This window comes from Reyranella aquatilis (assembly GCF_020880995.1).
In the GTDB taxonomy this organism is placed as follows: Bacteria; Pseudomonadota; Alphaproteobacteria; order Reyranellales; family Reyranellaceae; genus Reyranella; species Reyranella aquatilis.
In genome coordinates this window covers 109075-130393 of record NZ_JAJISD010000008.1, presented here as the reverse complement: position 1 = coordinate 130393, position 21319 = coordinate 109075, and the positions used below count along the sequence as shown (strand labels likewise).

Genomic DNA, 21319 nt, shown 5'->3' with positions numbered 1-21319 from the left:
CAAGTACTCATGCGTTCGTTTGGCGTAAGTGCCGCCCTGCTGGGCGGCGTGTTCGGTCTCGCCGCCCTGCCCGCGGCGGCACAGCAGACCAAGGTCACCAACCAGGGCATCACGCCCACCGAGATCGTTCTCGGCACCCACCAGGACCTCTCCGGCCCCATCAAGTCCTGGGGCGTCCCCGTTACCAACGGCATGAAGATGGCCGTCGACGAGATCAACGCGGCGGGCGGCATCAACGGCCGAAAGCTCAAGCTGATCGTCGAGGATGTCGGCTATGACCCGAAGCGGGCCGTACTGGCGACGCAGAAGCTGGTCGAGAAGGACAAGATCTTCGCCATGCTGGCGCCGCTCGGGTCGCCCACGGTGCTCGCCGCGCAGGACATCCTGCTCGAGGGCGGCATCCCACAGCTCTTCCCGGTCACCTCGGCCGAGTTCACCTACAAGATGGACCCCAAGAACCCGCAGGACCGGCTGAAGTTCAACAACGTGCCGCCCTACACCGAGAGTGTACGCGCCGGCGCCCGCCACCTGATGCAGGAAAAGGGCAGCAAGAAGCCCTGCGTGATCTACCAGGACGATGAATTCGGCAAGAACGTTCTGGATGGCTTCAACCAGGCCGTCGCGGACGCCAAGCTGACCGCCGCTTCGGTCACCAGCTACAAGCGCGGCGCCTCGGATTTCTCCTCGCAGGTCGCGAAGATGAAGTCGGATGGATGCGACCTCGTCGTGCTGGGCACGATCGTGCGCGAGACCGTCGGCGTCATTGCCGAGGGCCGCAAGATCGGCTTCGCGCCGATCTACTTCGGCAGCACCGCCGCCAACGTGGTGGAGGTTCCGGCGCTGGGCAAGGAAGTGACCGAGGGCTTCTATGCCGTGGGCGCCATGGAGATCCCCTATCGCGACACCTCGACCGGCAAGGCCAAGGAGTGGGCCGAGGCCTATTACAAGCTCTACAACATGGAGCCGAACACCCAGTCAGCGCTGGGCTACAACGACGTCATGACCTTCGCCCACTACGCCAGGCTGGCGGGCAAGGACCTGACCGGGGCCAAGTTCCTGGCCGCCATGGAGTCGGGCGACGTCTTCCAGGACATCTTCAACTCCCCGCCCGTCAAGTTCTCCCCGACCGAGCACCTGTCGGCCACCGTCTACCTGTTGCAGCAGATCAAGGACGGCCGGTGGATCGTGCTGAAACGTGACCTGAAGAACTAGGAATCTGAATCCTCGAAGGCAAGGCCCGGGGGCAGCCCCGGGCCTTTTCTTTTGCCGTCCGGAATCCTCCGTTTCGCCGTGCATAATCACCGCGAAACTGCTCTAATTCCGCGCAAGTCGCACAAAGCGACGACGGACCGGGTCGTTTGCGCCACCCGCCCAAGAGACAAAGAGCGCAGCAGTGGAGGAAACGGACAAATGCATTTCAAGGCATTCGCGGTAACGCTTGCCTGCACGACGTCGCTGGCGGTCATGCCTGCGCTCGCGCAGACCAAGGTCACCAACCAGGGCATCACGCCGACCGAGATCGTCATCGGCACCCACCAGGACCTCTCCGGCCCTATCAAGACGTGGGGTGTCCCGGTCGCCAACGGCATGAAGCTCGCCGTCGAGGAGATCAACGCCGCCGGCGGCATCAACGGCCGCAAGCTCAGGCTGATCATCGAGGACAGCGCCTACGATCCCAAGAAGGCCGTGCTCGCCAGCCAGAAGATGATCGAGAAGGACAAGGTGTTCGCAATGATCGGCGGCATGGGCTCCGCGCCCGTGATCGCCGCGCAGGACATCCTGTTCGATGCCGGCGTCCTGCAGCTGTTTCCGCTGACCGCCGCGGAGTTCACCTACAAGTTCGATCCGGGCAAGCCGCAGGAGCGGCTGAAGTTCAGCAACCTGCTGCCCTATGTCGAGAGCACGCGCGCGGCCGTCAAATACATGGTCGAGTGGAAGAAGCCGACGAAGCCCTGCCTGATGTACCAGGACGACGAGTACGGCAAGAACGTGCTCGACGGCTTCACCCAGCAGCTCGACGCCATGAAGCTGAAGCCCGCATCCGTCACGACCTATAAGCGTGGCGCGTCCGACTTCAGTGCCCAGATCGCCAAGATGAAGGCCGACGGCTGCGATCTCGTCGTGCTGGGTACCATCCTGCGCGAGACGATCGGCGCCATTGCCGAAGCCAAGAAGCTGGGCTGGGACGTGACCTTCCTCGGCGCGACCCCGACCAACATTCCCGACACGATCACGCTCGGCAAGGACGTGGTCGAGGGCTTCTACGCCGCCGGCGCCTTCGAGACGCCCTATGCCGATACCGCCAAGGGCAAGGTCAAGGACTGGGTCGAGGCCTACAAGAAGATGTTCGGCACCGACGCCAACACGCAGTCGGTGATCGGCTACAACGCCGTCATGACCTTCGCCCACTACGCCAAGCTGGCAGGCAAGGACCTGACGGGGCAGAAGATGCTGGACGCCCTGGAATCGGGCGACCCGTACCTCGACATCTTCAGCTCGCCGCCGAGCAAGTTCTCCAAGACCAACCACCTCGCGAACACGATCACGCAGGTGCAGCAGGTCAAGAACGGCCGCTGGGTCGTGATCAAGGAAGGCCTGAGCTTCTGATCGGAGCATCCGACTCGAAAGAAAGCCCGGACGGGAAACCGTCCGGGCTTTTTCTTGGTCTCAAGCAACACGCCGTTCAGACAGGCGGCACCGGGACCTTGTTGCGACGGAGTTCCTGCTGCAGGACCGGGATGGCGGCGCCGGTCTGGCCCTCGTGGCACTGGGCGATCGCCAAGCGCGCATTGATGTCGGCATTGGTGTTGTCGTCGTCGCCCGCCGTGTCTCCCAATCCGCTGGCGACATATTCGCCGTAGGCCCAGCTGAGCTTGCTGCAATAGGCGGCCGCCTGGGCCACCGTCATGCCGGGCGGCGGGCCACCCGCCGTCTGGGTGCAGGCCGCCGCCATCAGCGGCAGGAGAACGAGCCCGCCGAGGCGGGCCAGCGCGCGCGAAGTGCGGATCACCCCGGACATCACGGAGCCGGCACGTCGACTTTGTTTTCGCGCAGCTTCTGCTGAAGCACGGGAATGCCCGCGGCCGTGTTGCCGTCCTGGCACTGGGCAATGGCCACGCGGGCGTCGATGTCGGCCTGCGCACCGCCCCTGCCGACGCCGCCCATCGAGCTGCTGATGCCCGCGACATACTCGCTGTAGACCGTGGTGAGCTTCGCGCAATAGGCCGCTCCCTGGGCCGCCGTCATGCCGGGCGGCGGACCGCCCGCGGTCTGAGTGCAGGCCGACAAGGCCAGCGGCACCACCATCAGTCCAACAACATGCGTCAACTTCGCCATGCGATCCTCCTCTCGATACGCTAACGCAGCGCGCGGTTAGCCGCTATGGTCGCGGCGATATGAGCGATGAACTTTCCGGGAGGGTGGCAGTCGTCACCGGCGGAGCGTCCGGCATCGGCGCTGCCTCGGCGACCCTGCTTGCGGCAGCCGGAGCCGCCGTAATCGTGGCCGACCTGGCCGAAGGATCCAAAGAGGCCTCCGCAGGCCGCTTCGTCACGCACGACGTCGCATCCGAGGACTCCTGGCAGTCGCTGCTTGCAGATGTCCTGCAGCGCGAGGGCCGGCTCGACATCATGGTCAACAATGCCGGTGTCTCCGGCGGCCCGGGCAATCCCGAGAACACCACGGTCGAGAACTGGCAGAAGGTCCAGGCGATCAATTCCGAGGGCGTGTTCCTCGGCTGCAAGTACGCCATCCAGGGCATGAAGCATCTCGGCGCTGGCAAGGCCGCGTCCGGCGGCTCGATCGTCAACATTTCCTCGATCGCCGGCCTGGTCGGCGGCGCCGGCCCCACGGCCTACACCGCCAGCAAGGGCGCGGTGCGGCTGCTCAGCAAGAGCGTCGCGCTCTACTGCGCGGAGCAGAAGTACGGGATCCGCTGCAATTCGGTCCATCCGGGCGGCGTCGACACCGCGATCTTCAATCCGCTGTGGCAGGCGGTCGGCCGCGAGCAGGGCAAGGCCTTCCTGGGCTCCCGTCACCCGATCGGCCGCATGGCCGAGCCGCAGGATCTGGGCGAGCTGGTGCTGTGGCTGGCCTCGGATCGTTCGTCCTTCGTCACCGGCACTGAGTTCACGTCCGATGGCGGCGTCACCGCCGGACTGCAGAGGAGGTCGCTCCTTGCCCCGTCTTGAGAACAAGGTCGTCCTTCTGAGCGGCGGCGCGTCGGGCATCGGCGCGGCGACCGCACGCATGGTCGTGCGCGAGGGCGGCAAGGCTGTGCTGGCCGATCGCGACGAGGCCAAGGGCCAGGCGCTCGCCGCCGAACTGGGCGCGGCCGCGCACTTCGTGCCGCTCGACGTCGTGAACGAAGAGAGCTGGCAGGCAGCCGTCGCCGCCACCGTGGAAAAATTCGGCGCCATGCACGGGCTGCTCAATGCCGCCGGCGTCGGCGTGCGCAACTCGATCGAGGACTGCACGCTGGCGGAGTACCGTCGCGTCAACGACATCAATTCGCTGGGAACGTTCCTCGGCTGCAAGCACGCCATTCCGGCAATGAAGGCGGCGGGCGGCGGCTCGATCGTGAACATCTCGTCGGTACTGGGCCTGCGCGGCGCGTCCTATGCCATGGCCTACTGCGCCTCAAAGGGTGCCGTGCGCACGCTCACCAAGAACGTGGCGCTCCACTGCGCGCAGCAGAAGTACAATATCCGCTGCAATTCGGTGCACCCCGGTTACATCGACACGCCGATGATTGCGCCGCGGCTCGACACCAATGTCGGCAACATGAGCGGACGTCAGGCGCTCGAGGAGCTCCACCCGCTCGGCCGTCTCGGCCAAGCCGACGAGGTCGCGCACATGATCCTGTTCCTGCTGTCGGACGAATCGACCTTTTCGACGGGGTCGGAATTCGTTTGCGACGGCGGGCTGACGGCTTAAGCGCGTTCACACGCGCCGGCGGGCGGCAGCGCCTTCAGAGGCGCGAGAGCCCGCGCCTCTCCACGAAGACATGAAGCTTAAGACTTCATCCCCGTGATCGATCCCGAGATCGCGCGCGGGTCTCGCTTGGGCCAGCGGCCGGCTTCGACCTGGACGATGAAATCGCCGACGATGCGGTTGAACTGGTCGGGATCCTCGAGATTGATCGTGTGACCGCAGTTCGGCATCACCGCCAGCGCCGCCGACGGGATCTCGCGCTTCATCAGCATCGACGGCGCGAGGCACGGCCAATCCTCGTCGCCGATCAGCACAAGCGTCGGGACGGTCAGGGCGCGCATCTTGTCGATCAGGTCGTAGAGCGATGGCCGCTCGCCCTGGCAGCCGAGTTGGGTGTTTGCCGAGCCCAGGGCCGAATGCTCGGCCAGTGCCGCCTTGAACTCTGCGAAGCCGCGCGGATCCTTGTTCTCGAACTGAACACGGGTCGGACCGTAGGCGTATTTCTCCGCAAAAGCGGCCATGCCCTCTTCCTTCAGAGACCTGGCGACGATGCCGACCTCGGCCTTGAACTTGGCCTGCTCGTGCTTTTCCGCGCCGTAGCCCACGCCGGCAACGACGAGCGAGCGCGCCCGCGTCGGGTGTCGGAACCCGAAGTGGAGACTGGCGAATCCCCCCATCGACAGGCCGACGACATGGGCCTTGTCGATCGCGAGATGATCCATCACCGCCAGGATATCGTCGGTGGCACGGTTCTGGCTGTAGCTCTCAGGCTTCTCCGGCACGTCGGACGGCGGATAGCCGCGCGCGCCGTAGGTGATGCAGCGGTAGCGCTGGCCGAAATGGCGCATCTGCATTTCCCACGAACGATGGTCTGCCGCGAACTCGTGCACGAACACGATGGGGGCGCCCGCACCCGTCTCCTCGAAGTAGAGTCTCACGCCATCGTCTGTGGTCGTATACGGCATCGGTCGATCTCCCTGTCGGTGCGCCGTCTCTTCCCCGCGGTTCACGGGCCAGGGCGACGAAGCGCGGCGATTGTGACGTACGCGGTCGCGGCAAATCCACCCTCACGTCGACCGCAGCGCGGCGGGCTCACCGGATGTGCAATCCCTAGAAACCTTCATGCGCCTCAACTGCCGAACGATGGACATGTGATGCTACAATGACACTCATGAGCGAAATCGGGACCGGTCTGCAAAACGCCTCTGGCATCCGCGCCTCCGTCGAGCGCGCGGGCTATGCCTTCGTCGAAGCCTCCGACATGCGCACGGCGCTGGCGCGTTTCGGGACGCTCGCCGACTGGCCGGCCTTTGCCGAGAGCTGGAACGACCTCGAGGTCGACACCTACATGGGCGACGGTGGCCGCTACCGGAAGCGCCGCTTCGGCGTCTATGGCGCCGAGCGCCAGGGACCGATCGTGCGCGGCGCTCATCAACCGCACTATCAGGGCCTCGACTACAACAATCTGAACGGCGGCATCGAGCGCTGGTTCAAGCCGGTGACAGAGGAGATCGGCGACGGTGCCTCGATGCGCACCATTCTCGAGTATTGCCGCGCCCTGTTCGGCCGGCTCTCGCCCGAGACCGCGAAGTGGCACATCGAGGTCCACCAGTTCCGCATCGAGGCGAAGATCGGCGTGGCCGGCAAGCCGACGCCCGAGGGCATGCATCGCGACGGCGTCGACTATGTGCTGGTGCTGCTGATCAACCGCCGCAACATCGCGAGCGGAACCACGACGGTGCACGACCTCGACAAGCGCGCGCTGGGCAGCTTCACCCTCACCGATCCGCTCGATGCCGCACTCGTCGACGACGCCCGCTGCTACCACGGTGTGACGCCCGTGGAGCCCGAGAACCCGGCCCTGCCCGCTTACCGTGACGTGCTGGTGGTGACGTTCAAGAAGAAGCAGTAAGCCCCTCGGCCTGCTTTTCCGCCGACGAAGGACCTTTTGCTTTCATCGCCGCTAGGTGCCGATATTCATGTGGGCCAGCGTACAGCTGACGGCGAAGATCGGGACCGGTTCGCTGAAATCGACCGTCCCCTTGGCGCCCTTCGCGGCCGCGGCCGCCGCGATGAACGTCCGGATCTCGAAACCGCCCTGCCCTGCCTCGCGATAGGTCTCGGCATCCGTGTAGGACAGCAGAGCGTCGCGGTCGTTGGCCGACCAGCGCCGCAGGAATTCGAGATCCCATTCGCGGTTGATCTTTCCCGAGTCCGGTGTGGCGGGCCAATGCGAGAGGCCGCCGGTGCCGATCAGCGCGATGCGCTCGGGCACGGCGTCGGCGGCGCGGCGCAGGGCCTCTCCGAAGGCCCACGCGCGGGCCAGCGGCGCGAGCGGCGGGCCCTGACAGTTGATGTTGGCCGGCACGATCGGCAAGTCGTAGTCGGGCGTGAGGAAGTGCAGCGGCACCGAGATGCCGTGATCGAACTTCCATTCCTCGGCATAGGCCACATCGACCGTCTGCATCACGTTCTCGATCAGCCGGCGCGACAGGTCCCTGTTGCCGGGGACGGTCGTCCGCCGGATCCGCAGGAATGCCTCGTCTTCGATCGGGCCTTCGTAGCCGTCGGCCATACCGATGGCGAAGGCCGGCATGTTGTTCATGAAGAAGTTGGCGAAGTGCTCGGCCGCGATGACGACCAGCGCGTCGGGCCTGGTCGCGCGGATGTCGTCGCCCATGCGCCGGAACGCGCTCTCGAGCGCCTGGCGCGTCTGGGTATCCGCCCGTTCGGCGCGGCCCGTCATGCCGGGGGCGTGGCTGCAGGCGCCACAATAGACCAGAGGCATCAGCGCATCTCCCGTTCTGCCTTGAGGCGGGCGTCGTGGGCCTCGATGCCCTCGTATCCGGTGGCGGCATAGACACCCTCGCGCACCGGGCCGTGATCCTTGAGCCCCTGCCGCATCCGCTCGAGATAGTCCGGCCATTCGATGTGGTGGAGCGCCGCGAAGTGCATCAGGAGCTGGCCGTTGACGCCCAGCACATAGAGCAGGCCGATGTCGGGCTTCACCAGCGCGCCGATCTCCTCCGGGGTGAGATCGTACTCGCCCAGCACCGCATCCCGCTCGTCGGCATAGCGCTGCCTCGTCCGCGGGTCGCGGTTGAGCTGGTAGATCAGTTTCTGGACCTGGTAGAGGCTCATGCGCTTTCCGTCCTACTCCAGCTTCACGCCGGACGTTTTCACGATATCTGCCCAGCGGGCCCGTTCCTTGGGTATGAAGGCCACGAACTCCTCGACGGAATTGCCGACCAGCCGCACGCCGCGCTGGGCGAACTGCTCGACCATCTTCGGGTCGCGGAGAATCTTTGCCGTCTCGGCATTCAGCCGCGCCACGATCTCCTTCGGCGTACCCGCGGGCGCGATCAACGCGAACCACGAGGAGGCCTCGAAGCCCGGCAGCCCGGCTTCGGCCGCGGTCGGCACGTCGGGCAGGATCGCCATGCGCTGCGGCGCCGCCCAGGCCAGCGCCTTGAGCGCGCCGCTCTTGATGTGACCGACCACCAGCGGCGGATTGTCGACCAGCCCGTCGATCTGGCCCGCCACGAGATCCTGGACGGCCGGCGCCGCGCCCTTGTAGGGGACGTGCGCCAGCCGGATGCCGGCCGCCTGTTCCAGCAGCACGATGGCGAGATGGGTCGTCGTGCCGTTGCCCGCCGAGCCGAAGTTGAGCTTGCCGGGCATGTCCTTCGCCCGGCCAATCAGCTCCTTCAGCGTGCCGATCCCGGTTTTCGGGCTGACCACGACGATGTTGGGCATGTCCCCCACCACGGTGATGGGCGAGAACGCCGTCGCCGTGTCGAACGGCATCTTCGAATAGAGGAACTCGTTGATCGTCAGGATGCCGGCCGAGGCCAGCAGCAGCGTGTAGCCGTCGGGTTCCGCCTTGGCGACGATCTCGGCGCCGATGTTGCCGCCGGCGCCGGGCTTGTTGTCGATCACGACCTGCTGGCCGAGGGCTTCCTGCAGCCCCGGCTGGATCGCGCGGGCCAGCACGTCGGCGACGCCGCCCGGCGGAAACGGCGCGACGATGCGCACCGGCCTGGTGGGATAGGACGCAGGTACTTGAGACTGGGCCCCGGCGCCTGTTGCCAGCAGGACGCCGAGGATACCGAGGACGCTTACGAGAACGCTTGTGCGCTTCATTGTTTCCTCCCCTGCGGCCCTGTCTTCGGCGGCCGCTGCCTGGGTGCGGGCCTCCTAGCCGCCGCTGCCGATGGTCACGCCGGCGTCGGCGATGATGGTCTGGCCGGTGATGAAGGCGCCGGCCTTGCCGGCCAGCATCACCGCAATGCCGCCGATATCGTCCGGCTCGCCGATGCGGCCGAGCGGGGCGCCCTTCAGGCGGACGGCGAGGTACTTGGGATCGTCCCACAGCGCCTTGGCGAAGTCCGTCTTCACCAGGCCCGGGGCGATCGTGTTCACACGGATATTGTCCTTGCCGTATTCGACGGCGAGGTTGCGCGCGAGCTGCATGTCGGCGGCCTTGGAGATGCCGTAAGCGCCGATCACCGGCGTGCCGCGCACGCCGCCGATCGAGGACACGATGATGATCGAGCCGTCCTTCTTGGCGCGCATGTCGGGCAGGCAGAAATTGATCAGCCACATGCTCGACAGGATGTTGTTGTGCATCACCTTCATGAACACGTCGTCCGGCAGCTTCTCGTTCGGCCCGTAATAGGGGTTCGAGGCGGCGTTGCAGACCAGGATGTCGACCGGGCCGAGCTGCTTGCGCGTCTCCTCGATCAGCTTCTCGCACTGCGCCTTGTCGGAGATGTTGCAGGGAATGACGATGGCCTCGCCGCCGGCCGCCCGGATCTCGGCAGCGGCCTCCTCGCAGGCCGGCGCCTTGCGGCTCGATACCACCACCTTGGCGCCCTGCAGCGCGAGGTGCAGGGCGATCGACTTGCCGATGCCCTTGCTCGAGCCGGTGACGACGGCGACCTTGCCGGTAAGGTCGAAAAGCGGCGATGCCATTGAACGTTCCTCCAGAAAATCCAGCCTCATGTGTCGCATGAAATGGGGAAAACAGAAAACGCTCGCGTGAGCGAACATGATGTTCAGGAAATTGGATCAAATCGTTGATGCCAATATATTTTATCGAACGATTGCCGCTGAGTCGGGCCGTTGCGGCTGGCGATATTACGGCAATCGTGGTGCTCAAGCCGATCCTGAACGAACGGTTTCAAGCCGTGCTTCGGCCACGCGCCCGCACACGAAGGCCTCACGCAGCCCTGATTTGCCCGTGCACCCCGGCAATCTCTAGCGTCCCGCGTAGCAGAAGGAGCTTCGCATGCGCGCAACCACCCGGATCGCCGCCGTCCTCGCCAGCCTCGTCGCGCTGCCGGCCCTGGCGGTCGCCGCCACGATCGGCGGCAACTACTATGCGCCGCAATACGACTATCGCGAGTTCTTCGCCGCGACCGACGGCAAGAATTTCCCGGTGATCCTGGCAGGCGATGCCTTCCCGGGAGTGGATCCCGCCGTCGTGGCGCGCGATCTCTTGCCGGCGATGCAGCGCGCGAAGCCGAGGCCGGCGCTCACCTTCACCTACGACCGGCCGATCCCGCCGGCCAGCCCGGATTACCGGCTGGTGCTGGTGTTCGATCCCGCCAACAACCTGAACGCCGACCCCGTGTGCGCCGGCCAGCCGCCCCGCTTCAAGCCCGGCACGCCCGGCCGCTTCTACGTCTACGCGATCTACTGCCGCAACGCGCAGGCCCTGTCGTTTACCACCGCATGGACACAGGCGAGCGGCCCCGCCGATCCGCGCATCGAGCAGCTGTTCCGCGAGCTGTTCATGGTCGTCTTCAACGACCAGCAGCAGCGCTTCGCCGAGTTGAACCCGATGCTGATTCCCTAGCACAACTCCCAGCCCTCCTTGGGATGGAGAGCGCGCCAGAGAAGCATCCCTTTTACCCGCCGCGCGTTGTATGGCTTGGCGGGTATGGTGCGTTTGAAAAGCGAGTTCCTGCGCTGGGTGCGCATAAGCTGCCTCGTCTCGCTGGCTGTGGTCGGTTTAGCGGGCCCGTTCTCGCGCGCCGCCGAGGCGCGTACGGGCAGGATCGTTCTCACGGTGACGGGAGACGAGGGCATGAGCGCCGATCTCAGGGAACTGGCTGCGGATTTCGAGAAGCAGCAGCCGCTCACCGGTGACGCGTTGAGCGTGCTTCAGGGTGCCCAGGCCGTGGCCTCCCGGCTGAACACCGCCCTGCGCTCGCGCGGCTACTACGACGCCACGCTCAATGCCACGATCGACGGACGGCCCATCGCCGACAGTTCGGCCCTGGAAGCGCTGGAGTCCCGACCCGACACCGATGCGACCAACGTCAACATCGTCATCGACACCGGCCCGCGATATCGCATCGGGTCGGTCACCATACGGCCCCCGGGAGCCCAGCAGTCCCTTCCCGGCATCGATCGTGCGGAAATAGGTTTGGCGCCGGGCGATCCCGCCGATGCCGCCGCGATCATCGCGGCTCAGAACAAGCTGCTCGACGAGTTGCGCAAGCAGGGCCATGCGCTGGCCGCCATCAAGGACCGGGAAGTCGTCGTCGATCACGCCACACGCGAAGCCGAGGTGACGTTCGTCGCCGAGCCCGGCCCGCTCGCGCGGATGGGGCCGGTGCGCTTTTCCGGCACCGAGAAGGTCGACACCGTCTGGCTGCAACGGCGGGTGCCCTACAAGGAAGGCGACGCCTACTCCCCGGCCAAGCTCGAGGACCTGCGCGGCAAACTCACCTCGCTGGGCACGTTCAACGCCGTGCGGATCAAGCCTGCTACCGAACTCGATGCGAACGGCGAACTGCCGGTCGATGTGGAATTGACCGACCGCCTGCAGCGCTCGATCGGCTTCGGCGCGAGCTACGAGACCCAGCTCGGCTTCGGGATCGAGGGATTCTGGGTCCACCGCAACCTGTTCGGCCAGGCCGAAAGCCTGAGGCTGTCGGGCGAGATCAACCATATCGGCCAGGGTTACGCGATCCTCGACACGGGCTTTGCGTTTCGGGCCGCCTTCCGCAAGCCCGACTGGTGGCTGCCAGGACAGGACCTGCGACTGGAAGCGGCCGCGCTGCGCGAAGTGGTTCCTGCCTATACGAGGAAGGCCGCGACCTTCTATGGCGGCTTCGACCGCACCTTCTCGCCCCGCTGGCAGGCCCGCGTCGGCTTCGCGACCGAGATCGCCGACATCACCCGCAACGGCGTTACCCAGAGCTATCGCATGCTCGGCCTGCAGGGCACGGTGCTCTACAATCGCGCCAACAGCGACCTCGACCCGACGCGCGGGTATCGCCTCGAATTCAACGTCCAGCCGTGGATCGACACAGGACCCGGCGGCGACATGTTCACCATCCTGCGGCTGACCGGCCGTCACTACTGGGACATCGCCGAGCCCGGCCGCACCGTGCTGGCGACCCGCGCCTCGTTCGGCACCGAGCCCGCCATCAGCATCGGCGGCATCCCGCCCGACAAGCTTTTCTATGCCGGCGGCGGCGGCTCGGTGCGCGGCTTCGTCTACCAGACCGCCGGGCCGCTCGACGCCTGGGGCAATCCGCTGGGCGGCGCGAGTGTGGTCGAGGCCAACGTCGAACTGCGCCAGAGGATCGGCAAGGCGTTCGGCGCCGTGGCCTTCGTCGATGCCGGCAGCGCCTACCCCGATTTCCTGCCGAACTTCTCGCAGCTCCCGCCCCGCGTCGGCGCCGGCCTCGGCATCCGGTACTACACGGACTTCGGGCCGATCCGGGCCGACGTCGGCGTGCCCCTGAACCGCCGGCCGACCGATCCGCCGTTCGGCATCTATGTCAGCCTGGGACAGGCCTTCTGATGCGCGCGCTTCGCATCGCGGCGTACGCGCTCGGCGCCCTCCTCGTCGTGCTGGGTCTCGCCTTCGCCGGCGTACAGACCGGGCCCGGCAAGCGCTTGCTGGCGTCCATGGCCTCCGGGCTCGCTTCCTCCCCCGACCAGAAGATCACGATCACCGGCATCGAGGGCTTCGTGCCGACCGATCTGCGGGTGGCACGCGTCGAGATCGCCGACCGCGGCGGTCCGTGGCTGCAGGTCGAGGATGCACACGTCGTCTGGTCGCTCGGCTCGCTTCTGCGGCGGAACCTGCGCGTCGAAATCGTGTCCGCCGCGAAGATCGCCGTGCTGCGCGCGCCGCCGCCGGCGGAGGCCAAGGATGCCAGGCCCGCCACCGGCGGCGTGCGGCTGCCGTTCGACGTCGACCTGCGCGCGCTGCGCATCGACGATCTGCGTCTGGCGGCGGCGCTCGGCGGCTTCGATTCGCACTGGAAGGTCGGCGGCGACGGCACCGTCGCACGCGACCTGGGCGAGCTCCGCGCCAGGCTCACGGCCGATCGTCTCGAAGGGCCCACGGGCAAGCTGACCGCCGACGTGCGTGTCGACCGTTCGCCGCGCACGATCTCCGCGGACGTCACGCTGGACGAGGATCCCGGCGGCATGGTCGCCGCCCTGATGCAGCGCCCCGACCTGCCGGGCCTCTCGCTGAAGCTATCGGCTCGGGGCGACGCAGGCGAAGGCACGGCGGAGCTGACGGCCAAGGCCGGCGACCAGGCGACGGCAAAGGGCAGCGTCCGCTGGCAGCCCGACGGTGCCGAAACCGGCCTGCAGGCCACGCTCGAGGGCGGGCCGATCGATGTCCGGGCGGAGGGTGTCGCCTGGAAGGCCTTGACCCTGAAGGCCGACGGCAGGCTGACCGACGCCATTCGCCTCCAGGGCAAGGTCGAGGAGTTGAAGCTTGCGACGCTCGACCCGCGCCTGCCCCAGCCGGGCACCGTCACGATCGATGCCACGGTGGGGGGCCTCACGGGCGGCAAGGTGACGGTGCGGTCGTTCGATGTCGCCATGCCGCTCGTGCGTGCCAGGGGCGACGGCGACTATGCGCCGGCCGACGACAAGGGCGAGGTCCGCGCCACGGTCGACCTGCCGAGCCTCGAACCGTTGTCGGCCATGGCCGGCCGCGCGCTCACCGGCAAGGCGCAGATCCAGGTTACGGCCGCCCTCGACAAAGGCACCGTTTCGGCGCGCTGGCAGGGCATGGTGGAAGGCTTGGGCGCACCCGGCGTACCGCCCGGGCTGGTCGCAACGGTCAACCTCGCGGGCAACGCCACGCTGGCGCCGAGCGGCGACTGGATCCTGCGCGACGCCCGCCTGGGAAGCGACAGCGGCACGCTGACCGTCTCCGGCCGCGGCCGTGAGGAAACCGGCACCCTCGATCTCGCGCTCGACCTGCCGCGCCTCACCACCTTCAGTGCCGACGTGGCCGGTGCCGCCACCGCGAACGCCACGGTCGGCTTCGGCGGTCCAGACACCTCGCTGAAGCTCAAGGTCGAGACGCGCGACGTCGTCTATCGGGCGGCCGGCCAGAGCGTCGCCTCGCAACGCCTCGTCCTCGACACGACCGTGTCGCTGGCGGCCGACGGCAAGCTGGGCGGCACGGTACAGGCCGAGGGCGAAGTCCAGGGCCAGCCCCTGACGTTGAACGGCCGCTTCGCGCACGACACGACGACGGGTCTCGCCGTCCCCACCTTCCAGGGACGCTGGTCGAGCGCCGTCCTCGACGTCACCAATCTGGTCGTCGCCCAGACGCGCACGACAGGACATGCACGGCTGGCCGTCTCCCAGTTGAAGGAGATCGAGGCGCTGAAGGCTTTCGGACTCGAAGGGTCCCTGGTTGCCGATGTCACCGCCGATCCCAATGCCCCGAGCGGTCGCCTCGACATCTCGGTCAAGGGCACCGATCTTTCTGGCCAGGGCGCCGGCGCAGGCTCACTCGACCTCAAGGGGCATATCGACGATCCGGCCGGCCGCGCCGCGTCCGACCTTGCTCTCGAGGCGACCCGCCTGCGGGGAGCCGGCGGGCTCTCGACGCTCAAGGCAACCGCAAAGGGCGATCGGGTGAGCGGCTTCGACGTCGCCCTGCAGGGCTCGGGTCCGCAATTGAGCGCCGATCTCGCGGCGAAGATCGAGCTGGTGGCCGAGGAAGTCCGCGTGAGCCTGTCCAGGTTCACCGGGCGCTATCTCGACATCCCGATGGGGCTGAACGCACCGACCAAGGTCGTCGTGGCGGGCGCCCGCATCGCGATCGATCCCACCAGCCTGCGCGTCGGCGCGGGCCGGGTCGGGCTCCGGGGAACGCTCGATCCCGTAGCGAGCGACCTGCAGCTCGAGATCGCCGCACTTCCTCTGGCGCTGATCGACACCTTCGCGCCCGGCACGGGTCTCGAGGGCACGTTGCAATCGAAGGTCCGGGCAACCGGCGCCATGGCCGCGCCGCGCGTCGAAGCGAGCTACACCGCAAGCGGCGTGCGCGTGCGCCGACCGGACACCGCGCTGGTGCCGTCGCTGTCGATCCAGGGAACCGGCTCGCTCGTCGGGCAGCAGGCGAGCCTCGACGCAAGGCTTTCGGCCGGCGCCAACACCAGCCTGACGGCCAAGGGGACCGCGACCCTGCCGCGCGGCGGCGGCGCCATGGCGGCGCAGATCACCCTGGGCGGGTCTGTCGACATCGCCCCCTTCGCTCCGTTGCTGGGCAACGACATCCGTAACATCACCGGTCGATTGCGGCCCAACCTCACGGTGAGCGTCGCCGGCCCGCGGATCACCGGCAGCGGCACGATCGACTTCGAGGGCGGTGCGGTGGCCATGCCGGAGTCGGGCCTCAGGCTTGGCAGCGGCCAGGGCCGTCTCGTCCTCCAGGGCGACACGCTGCAGATCCAGCGCCTCACCTTCCAGGCCGGCACCGGGACGGTGAGCGGCAGCGGCTCGATGCGGCTCGACGCGGAGCGAGGGCTGGTCCTCGACGTCGGCCTGTCGACCCAACGCGCCCTGCTCGTGAGCCGGCCCGACCTCATCGCCACCGTCAGCAGCACGCTCAGGATCACCGGCGCGACTTCCTCCGGTATCGAGATTTCAGGCCCCGTCACGATCGACCGGGCGGAGATTTCCGTGGGCGGCGGACAGACGGCTTCCTTTCCGACCGTCGAGGTGCGCGAGATCAACAAGCCCGGCGCCGCCGTGACGGCCACACCGCCGACGCCGGCCCGCAAGACCACGAGGAAGGCGCCGCCGCCGCCCACCGCCACGCCGATAAGGCTCGCCCTCGACGTGCGCGCGCCGCAGGCGATCTTCGTGCGCGGCCGCGGCCTCGACGCCGAGATGAGCGGTCAGCTCACCGTGAGCGGCACGCCCGCGGCGCCGGCGGTCATCGGCGGCTTCACCCTGCGGCGCGGCACCTTCAGTCTCGGCAGCCGCCGGCTCACCTTCTCGAAGGGGATCGTCAGTCTCGACAATCTCGACGCGATCGACCCCCGTCTCGACTTCCTCGCGTCGGTTCCCGCGCAGTCGGCCACCGTCAGCATCGCCATCACCGGTACCGCCCGGGAGCCCAAGATCGAGATCACCTCGAGCCCCTCGATGCCGGCCGACGAGGCGATGGCGCTGCTGATCTTCGGCAAGCCCGCCTCGCAGCTCGGTGCCTCGGAACTGCTGGAAGTGGCGCAGGTCATGGCCGAACTGGCCGGGCAGTCGCCCGGCGAAGGCGTCCTGAGCCGCCTGCGCAAGGGGCTGGGCCTCGACCAGCTGAGCGTGGGAACTTCCGGATCGCGCGGCAGCGAGCCCACGGGATCCAGCGCCAATGGCGTTTCCCTCGAAGCGGGCCGCTACGTGGCGCCGGGTGTCTATGTGGGCGCACGGCAGGGCGCCGCGGGCAATTCGAGCCGAGGCGTGGTCCAGCTCGACGTCTTCGACAATATCAAGATCGAGGGCGACATCGGCGCCAACTCCACCGGCCGGGTCGGGGTCAAGGCTGAGTGGGACTACTGAGCAGTCCGATATTGCCATCCGGACGCCAGAAAGATTTCTTTGTGCATGGAGACGGAACTTCCCGCGATTTCCCACGTTGAAGCGTTCGGACGAACCCACCGTGGGCTCAGATCCGAAAAATCGAGGGAAACCATTCCATGCTGAAGAAACTCCTGGTCGTCGCCGCGGCGACATTCCTGTTGGGCGCTTGCGCGTCGGAGCCGCCGCCGCCGCCTCCCCCGCCGCCGCCGCCGGTCCAGGCGCAGACCTTCATGGTCTTCTTCGATTGGGACCGCTCCAACCTGACCAGCCAGGCCGTCGACACGGTCCGCCAGGCTGCGCAGGCCTACAAGACCCGCGGCGCCGCCAACATCGTCGCGACCGGCCACACCGACACGTCGGGCTCGCCGCAGTACAACATGGCGCTGTCGCTGCGCCGCGCGAACTCGGTCAAGGAGCAGCTCGTGCGCGAAGGCGTGCCGGCGACCGCGATCACGGTCAACGGCCGTGGCGAGGAAGGCCTGCTGGTCCAGACCGGCGACAACGTCCGTGAGCCGCAGAACCGTCGCGTCGAGATCGTCGTGGGCGGCCAGACCACGGTCAGCACCGTGTTCTCGGATCCGGCTTCGTACTGCAAGGCGCTGAGCGACAAGTATCGCCAGTATCGCACCTCGCAGGTCGAGGAGCGCGCGGCCGCTGCCATGGCGAAGTGCGATGCCGGCGACTATGCCGCCGGCATCCCGCCCCTCGAAGAGGCCCTGATGTCGGCCAAGATCCCGCTGCCGGCCCCGGGCTATCGCTGGCCCGGCCGCCCGGTCGGCCCGAGCTAAGGCCTGAGCGCTGAAAGACGACGGAAGGCGGCCCCTCGCGGGGCCGCCTTTTTCGTTGTAGGCAGGATCGATGTTTTCCGGCGACCTCGCCTCCTTCCTCGAGTTCATCCGCCAGCACGGCGACGCCGCCTACGCCTTCCTCACGATCTATTCGATGGCCAACAGCCTGCTGCTGGCGATCTTCGCGGGCTACGCCGCGCAGTCCGGCGCACTGGGTTACGAGCAGGCGTTGGCGGGATGCTGGCTGGGCACGTTCGCAGGCGACGTCGTTCGCTTCTGGGTGGGCCGCCGCTTCGGCACGCGCTGGCTGCGCTCCTTTCCGCGCCTGCAGCGCGCCGTGGACACGGCTGCGCGGCTCGCCGACCGCCATCATGTCTGGATGATCCTCATCCACCGCTATCCGCGCATCATCCGCAACGTGGCAGGCTTCGCCTACGGCGCCTCGACGCTGGGCTGGCCGCGCTTCCTCGCACTGAACTTCATCGCCGCCGGCCTGTGGGCCGGGATCGCCGTGTCGACGGGCTATGGCTTCGGATACGTCTCCGACCGGACGATGAGCGATGCGCTGTCGGCCTTCGGCCTCGCGATGCTGGTCGCGTTCCTGCTTCTCGGCTGGTTCCTGACACGACGGCTGGAACGCGTGATCGAGCGCGACTAGGCGAAATCTTCTTTTTCGTCACGCGCCGAACACAGCGCGATTCCGCCGTGCGCCGGTGCCGCATATTGCCGAGGTGCTCGCGCTGGTTATGCTGAAGGGGCGGCCCCTCCTCGAACTCAAGCTGGATGCACGCCGACATCATGACCACTTATGTTGAATTGGCGAATTCGAGCTTTCTCGACTACGCCAGCTGGCGCACCAACGCCGATGCGCCGAGCGGCGGCACGCCGCTGTCGACCTTCTCGATCAACGTGGCGCTGGTCCTCGACCGCGCGAACGATCCGACGGATCTGCTGGCCTCGAACTGGGCGACGCGACAGGCTGCCCTCGCCGATCAGGCAACGACCTGGTCGACCTACGGCGCCGACCCGGTGGCCTACGACAATGTCGTGAACCACCTCGCCACGCTGGGCATCCCGACTTTTTATACGCCGGGTGCTCCGGCCGACGGCCAGTACGTCTCTTCGCCCGAATCGCGGACGATCTGGATCACCCTCGACGAACACAACTTCACGACGCTGTTCGGTCCGGGCGCGACCTTGATGACGGTCGACGTGCCGGCCCCGTCTCCCGGCACCGGGACCGTGACCGTCCGCTACTGGAACGGCAACCTCTCCCTGCCGTCGGAACTGGCGGACAACGGCGTCACCGGCCTGTGGTTCGACAGCGGTGATTTCGGTCAGTATCCGGACTACGACCCGCCGCCGACGACGGGCGTCACCCTGCCCCAGGGCTGGCAGAGCCCGGGCAATTCGGCGGGCAGTGCGTCCGTCGACGCCAATCCGCAATCGATCGCGCAGGACTACTACAACTTTCCCCTCACCGGCTCCCTCTGGGATCCGACCTCGCCCGACGCGGTGATGACCGGCACCATCGGGCTGGTGGAGCCGGGCGTCGGCACGGCGCTGCCCGGCGATCCGACCGGCTCGGGCTTCCAGGCGGCGATCGACGCCTATCGCACCTCGATCGGCATATCGACCTCGGCCAACGTGATCTCGGTGGCCGGCGGCGGACAGGAATATCCGACGCCCAGTTCGCCCATCGCCTTCAATCCCGCCGGCGAACGCTCGCTCGACGTCGGCGTCGTGACGGCCATCAATCCGCAGAGCACGCTGGTCGTCTATGCGGGGTCCGGAACGGCCAACGGCGCGCACGGCAACGGCTTCACCGCCTACCAGTCGGCCTTCTGGGACACGATCAACAATCCCGCGGTCATCACCTCGTCGTTCAACTATGCGTCGCTGTCGGCGCCCGGTTCGCCCTTCCTGATCGCGTCGAACGGACTCTATGTCGACGCCGCGCTGCGCAACATCTCGGTGTTCAACGACGCCGGCGACGGCGGCTCGGGTGAGACCTTCGGCAACGGACTGCCCAACGCCAGCTCCACCCACAACAGCCCGTACGCGGTCATCGTCGGGGGCACATCGATCAGCACCGGGTCCGCCGCGCAGGGCGACAGCACGCTGAGCGACCTGGTCGCGGACGCGAACGCCGGCGACCTGCCGACGCTCTGGCAGCTGATCGCGGGCGGCCTGGCGCAAATGCCCGCCGCCGGCGACGCGAACCGGCTCGTCGAGACGGTGTGGAACCGCTACTACGTCGACGGCACCGCGATCGCCAATCCCCGCGGCACCGGCTACATCCACAACAACACCGGCGCGAGCGGCGTCGATACGAGCCAACCGGCCCCGGCCTACCAGGTTGATTACGGTCTCGCTCCGATCACGTCCGACCCCACGCATCAGCCGGGCCGCGGCATCCCCGACGTTTCGGCGAATGCCGGCGGCAACATGCTCTACGTCGTGCCGAATGCGGAAATGACCGCGAACCAGAACGACGACGGCACCAGCGCGGCGACGCCGCTGTGGGCCACGCTGGCCTCGCAGATCAATGCCATCTTCACGGACCAGGGCCTGCCCAACCTGGGCTACATGAACGACCTGCTCTACACCGCAGGGGTGATCGCGCCGGCCTCGTTCAGCGACATCAGCATCGGCAACAGCACCTCGTCCTTCCTCTATGGCGGCAGCTACACCAGCGACGGCGTCGACATCACGCCGACCGGCTACGGCTATTCGGCCGGGATGGGCTACGATCTGGTGACGGGACTGGGCACGCCCAATGGCGTGCTGCTGGCGCGCGCGCTCACCGGGATCGCCCATTCGCAGGTCTATTTCGGCGGCCTGCCCGACCTGATCGATTCCAACGGTGCCGGCGGCTGGACCAGCGGGACCGCGCAAACCCTGTTGCTGCAGACCAGCGCGACGGCGTCGGCCACGGTCGCCGTGCACACCGGAAGCGACACCACGGACGCCAGCAGCACCGCGCACGGCCCCTACGCCTGGACCAGCCAGCTGGCGCAGCAGTCGCTGCAGAGCGACTTCGACGGCGACCTGCTCGCTCTGTTCGACGGGCAGGGCCAGGGCAACCTCGCGCAGGCCATCGTCGCCAACGGCGACACCGTGTCCGTCACCTTCAACGGCGGCGGAACGGTTGCCGCGCAGGCCACCCTCAGCAGCTCTTCAGGGTTCGCGGATTTCTTCTCCGATGCCGGCAACTCCGTCCGCTTGGCGCAGGCGGTCGCGGTCGCCGAGACCGCGAACGGCGCCGACGACGTGAACGTCGTCGTGCGCATGCGCCAGGTCGCGGGCGCCGACCTCTCGCTGATGCTCTACAAGGTCGACGACTACAACGGCACGATCGGCGGCCTCGCCCCCGGCCAGGCCGGCTACGCCGCGGCCGCTGCGGGCCGCGCCTATGCCGTGCTGGGCGGCGGCACGACCATCGCCGGACCGGGCGACGGCAATGCCGGCCAGGCGCAGATCACCGGCGTCGATGCCGGCGACCTGATCGCCATGCAGCTCACCAACGTCACCAGCGGCGACACCTTCTGGGCCTTCAGCCAGGCCAACGAGATGGTCGGCGGCGAGCATGTCGCCCATCTGTGGAACTACGGCGCCAATACCTGGGGCTGGGAAGACCTCGCGGGCGGCGGCGACCGCGACTTCAACGACCTCGTCGTGCAACTCGACTTCACCAGCACCGCGGGTCACGGCTGGCTCGTCTAGGCAGGAAGGCG

18 protein-coding genes are annotated in these 21319 nt (G+C 67.5%); 11 read left to right on the top strand and 7 right to left on the bottom strand.

Going from position 1 to position 21319, the window contains the following annotated elements:
- The first annotated feature begins 9 nt into the window (after positions 1 to 9).
- Positions 10 to 1212, top strand: coding sequence for an ABC transporter substrate-binding protein (locus LJ725_RS18765; protein ID WP_230552183.1), 1203 nt, complete (start codon positions 10 to 12; stop codon positions 1210 to 1212).
- A gap of 198 nt (positions 1213 to 1410) precedes the next feature.
- Complete coding sequence (locus LJ725_RS18760; RefSeq protein WP_230552182.1) at positions 1411 to 2607, top strand: ABC transporter substrate-binding protein; 1197 nt, start codon at positions 1411 to 1413, stop codon at positions 2605 to 2607.
- Between the two features lie 76 nt (positions 2608 to 2683).
- Here the strand turns inward: LJ725_RS18760 and LJ725_RS18755 are convergent, their stop codons facing one another.
- Both LJ725_RS18755 and LJ725_RS18750 read right to left on the bottom strand, forming a co-directional pair.
- Complete coding sequence (locus tag LJ725_RS18755; protein ID WP_230552181.1) at positions 2684 to 3010, bottom strand: transporter family protein; 327 nt, start codon at positions 3008 to 3010, stop codon at positions 2684 to 2686.
- 8 nt (positions 3011 to 3018) lie between these two features.
- Complete coding sequence (locus LJ725_RS18750; RefSeq protein ID WP_230552180.1) at positions 3019 to 3336, bottom strand: hypothetical protein; 318 nt, start codon at positions 3334 to 3336, stop codon at positions 3019 to 3021.
- Between the two features lie 83 nt (positions 3337 to 3419).
- Between LJ725_RS18750 and LJ725_RS18745 the strand changes: the two genes are divergently transcribed.
- Both LJ725_RS18745 and LJ725_RS18740 read left to right on the top strand, forming a co-directional pair.
- Complete coding sequence (locus LJ725_RS18745; protein ID WP_230552179.1) at positions 3420 to 4190, top strand: SDR family oxidoreductase; 771 nt, start codon at positions 3420 to 3422, stop codon at positions 4188 to 4190.
- The gene (locus LJ725_RS18740; RefSeq protein ID WP_230552178.1) at positions 4177 to 4935 is read left to right on the top strand and encodes a glucose 1-dehydrogenase; all 759 of its coding nucleotides are present in this window, start codon (positions 4177 to 4179) and stop codon (positions 4933 to 4935) included. Before LJ725_RS18745 ends, LJ725_RS18740 begins: the two co-directional genes overlap by 14 nt.
- Positions 4936 to 5012: 77 nt before the next feature.
- Here LJ725_RS18740 and LJ725_RS18735 read toward each other — a convergent pair whose 3' ends face one another.
- Positions 5013 to 5897, bottom strand: a complete 885-nt coding sequence (locus LJ725_RS18735) for an alpha/beta fold hydrolase (protein WP_230552177.1) — start codon at positions 5895 to 5897, stop codon at positions 5013 to 5015.
- Between the two features lie 206 nt (positions 5898 to 6103).
- Between LJ725_RS18735 and LJ725_RS18730 the strand changes: the two genes are divergently transcribed.
- Positions 6104 to 6844: a 2OG-Fe dioxygenase family protein gene (locus LJ725_RS18730; protein WP_230552176.1), complete on the top strand. Its 741-nt coding sequence runs from the start codon at positions 6104 to 6106 to the stop codon at positions 6842 to 6844.
- A 51-nt stretch (positions 6845 to 6895) separates the two neighbouring features.
- On the opposite strand, the gene LJ725_RS18725 is transcribed toward LJ725_RS18730, so the two are convergent.
- The 4 genes from LJ725_RS18725 to LJ725_RS18710 are packed head-to-tail and all read right to left on the bottom strand — an operon-like array spanning position 6896 to position 9906.
- Complete coding sequence (locus tag LJ725_RS18725; protein ID WP_230552175.1) at positions 6896 to 7720, bottom strand: DODA-type extradiol aromatic ring-opening family dioxygenase; 825 nt, start codon at positions 7718 to 7720, stop codon at positions 6896 to 6898.
- Positions 7720 to 8073 carry a hypothetical protein gene (locus tag LJ725_RS18720; RefSeq protein WP_230552174.1) on the bottom strand — a complete coding sequence of 118 codons (354 nt, stop codon included), beginning with the start codon at positions 8071 to 8073 and terminating at the stop codon, positions 7720 to 7722. Before LJ725_RS18720 ends, LJ725_RS18725 begins: the two co-directional genes overlap by 1 nt.
- Positions 8074 to 8085: 12 nt before the next feature.
- Complete coding sequence (locus LJ725_RS18715; protein ID WP_230552173.1) at positions 8086 to 9075, bottom strand: Bug family tripartite tricarboxylate transporter substrate binding protein; 990 nt, start codon at positions 9073 to 9075, stop codon at positions 8086 to 8088.
- Positions 9076 to 9129: 54 nt separating this feature from the next.
- The gene (locus tag LJ725_RS18710; RefSeq protein WP_068199917.1) at positions 9130 to 9906 is read right to left on the bottom strand and encodes an SDR family NAD(P)-dependent oxidoreductase; all 777 of its coding nucleotides are present in this window, start codon (positions 9904 to 9906) and stop codon (positions 9130 to 9132) included.
- 316 nt (positions 9907 to 10222) lie between these two features.
- On the opposite strand from LJ725_RS18710, the gene LJ725_RS18705 reads away from it, so the two are divergent.
- The 6 genes from LJ725_RS18705 to LJ725_RS18680 all read left to right on the top strand — a co-directional run bounded on the left by LJ725_RS18705 (position 10223) and on the right by LJ725_RS18680 (position 21308).
- Positions 10223 to 10792: a hypothetical protein gene (locus LJ725_RS18705; RefSeq protein ID WP_230552172.1), complete on the top strand. Its 570-nt coding sequence runs from the start codon at positions 10223 to 10225 to the stop codon at positions 10790 to 10792.
- 87 nt (positions 10793 to 10879) lie between these two features.
- Entirely contained in the window at positions 10880 to 12754 is a 1875-nt protein-coding gene (locus LJ725_RS18700; protein ID WP_230552171.1) for an autotransporter assembly complex protein TamA, read from the top strand.
- Positions 12754 to 16773, top strand: a complete 4020-nt coding sequence (locus LJ725_RS18695) for a translocation/assembly module TamB domain-containing protein (RefSeq protein WP_230552170.1) — start codon at positions 12754 to 12756, stop codon at positions 16771 to 16773. The genes LJ725_RS18700 and LJ725_RS18695 overlap by 1 nt, the downstream gene beginning before the upstream one ends.
- Positions 16774 to 16910: 137 nt before the next feature.
- Positions 16911 to 17582, top strand: a complete 672-nt coding sequence (locus tag LJ725_RS18690) for an OmpA family protein (RefSeq protein ID WP_230552169.1) — start codon at positions 16911 to 16913, stop codon at positions 17580 to 17582.
- 70 nt (positions 17583 to 17652) lie between these two features.
- A complete protein-coding gene (locus LJ725_RS18685; RefSeq protein ID WP_230552168.1) occupies positions 17653 to 18240 on the top strand; it encodes a DedA family protein in 588 nt (195 codons plus the stop codon).
- Positions 18241 to 18380: 140 nt separating this feature from the next.
- The gene (locus LJ725_RS18680; protein ID WP_230552167.1) at positions 18381 to 21308 is read left to right on the top strand and encodes a DUF4114 domain-containing protein; all 2928 of its coding nucleotides are present in this window, start codon (positions 18381 to 18383) and stop codon (positions 21306 to 21308) included.
- The last annotated feature ends 11 nt before the right edge of the window (positions 21309 to 21319 follow it).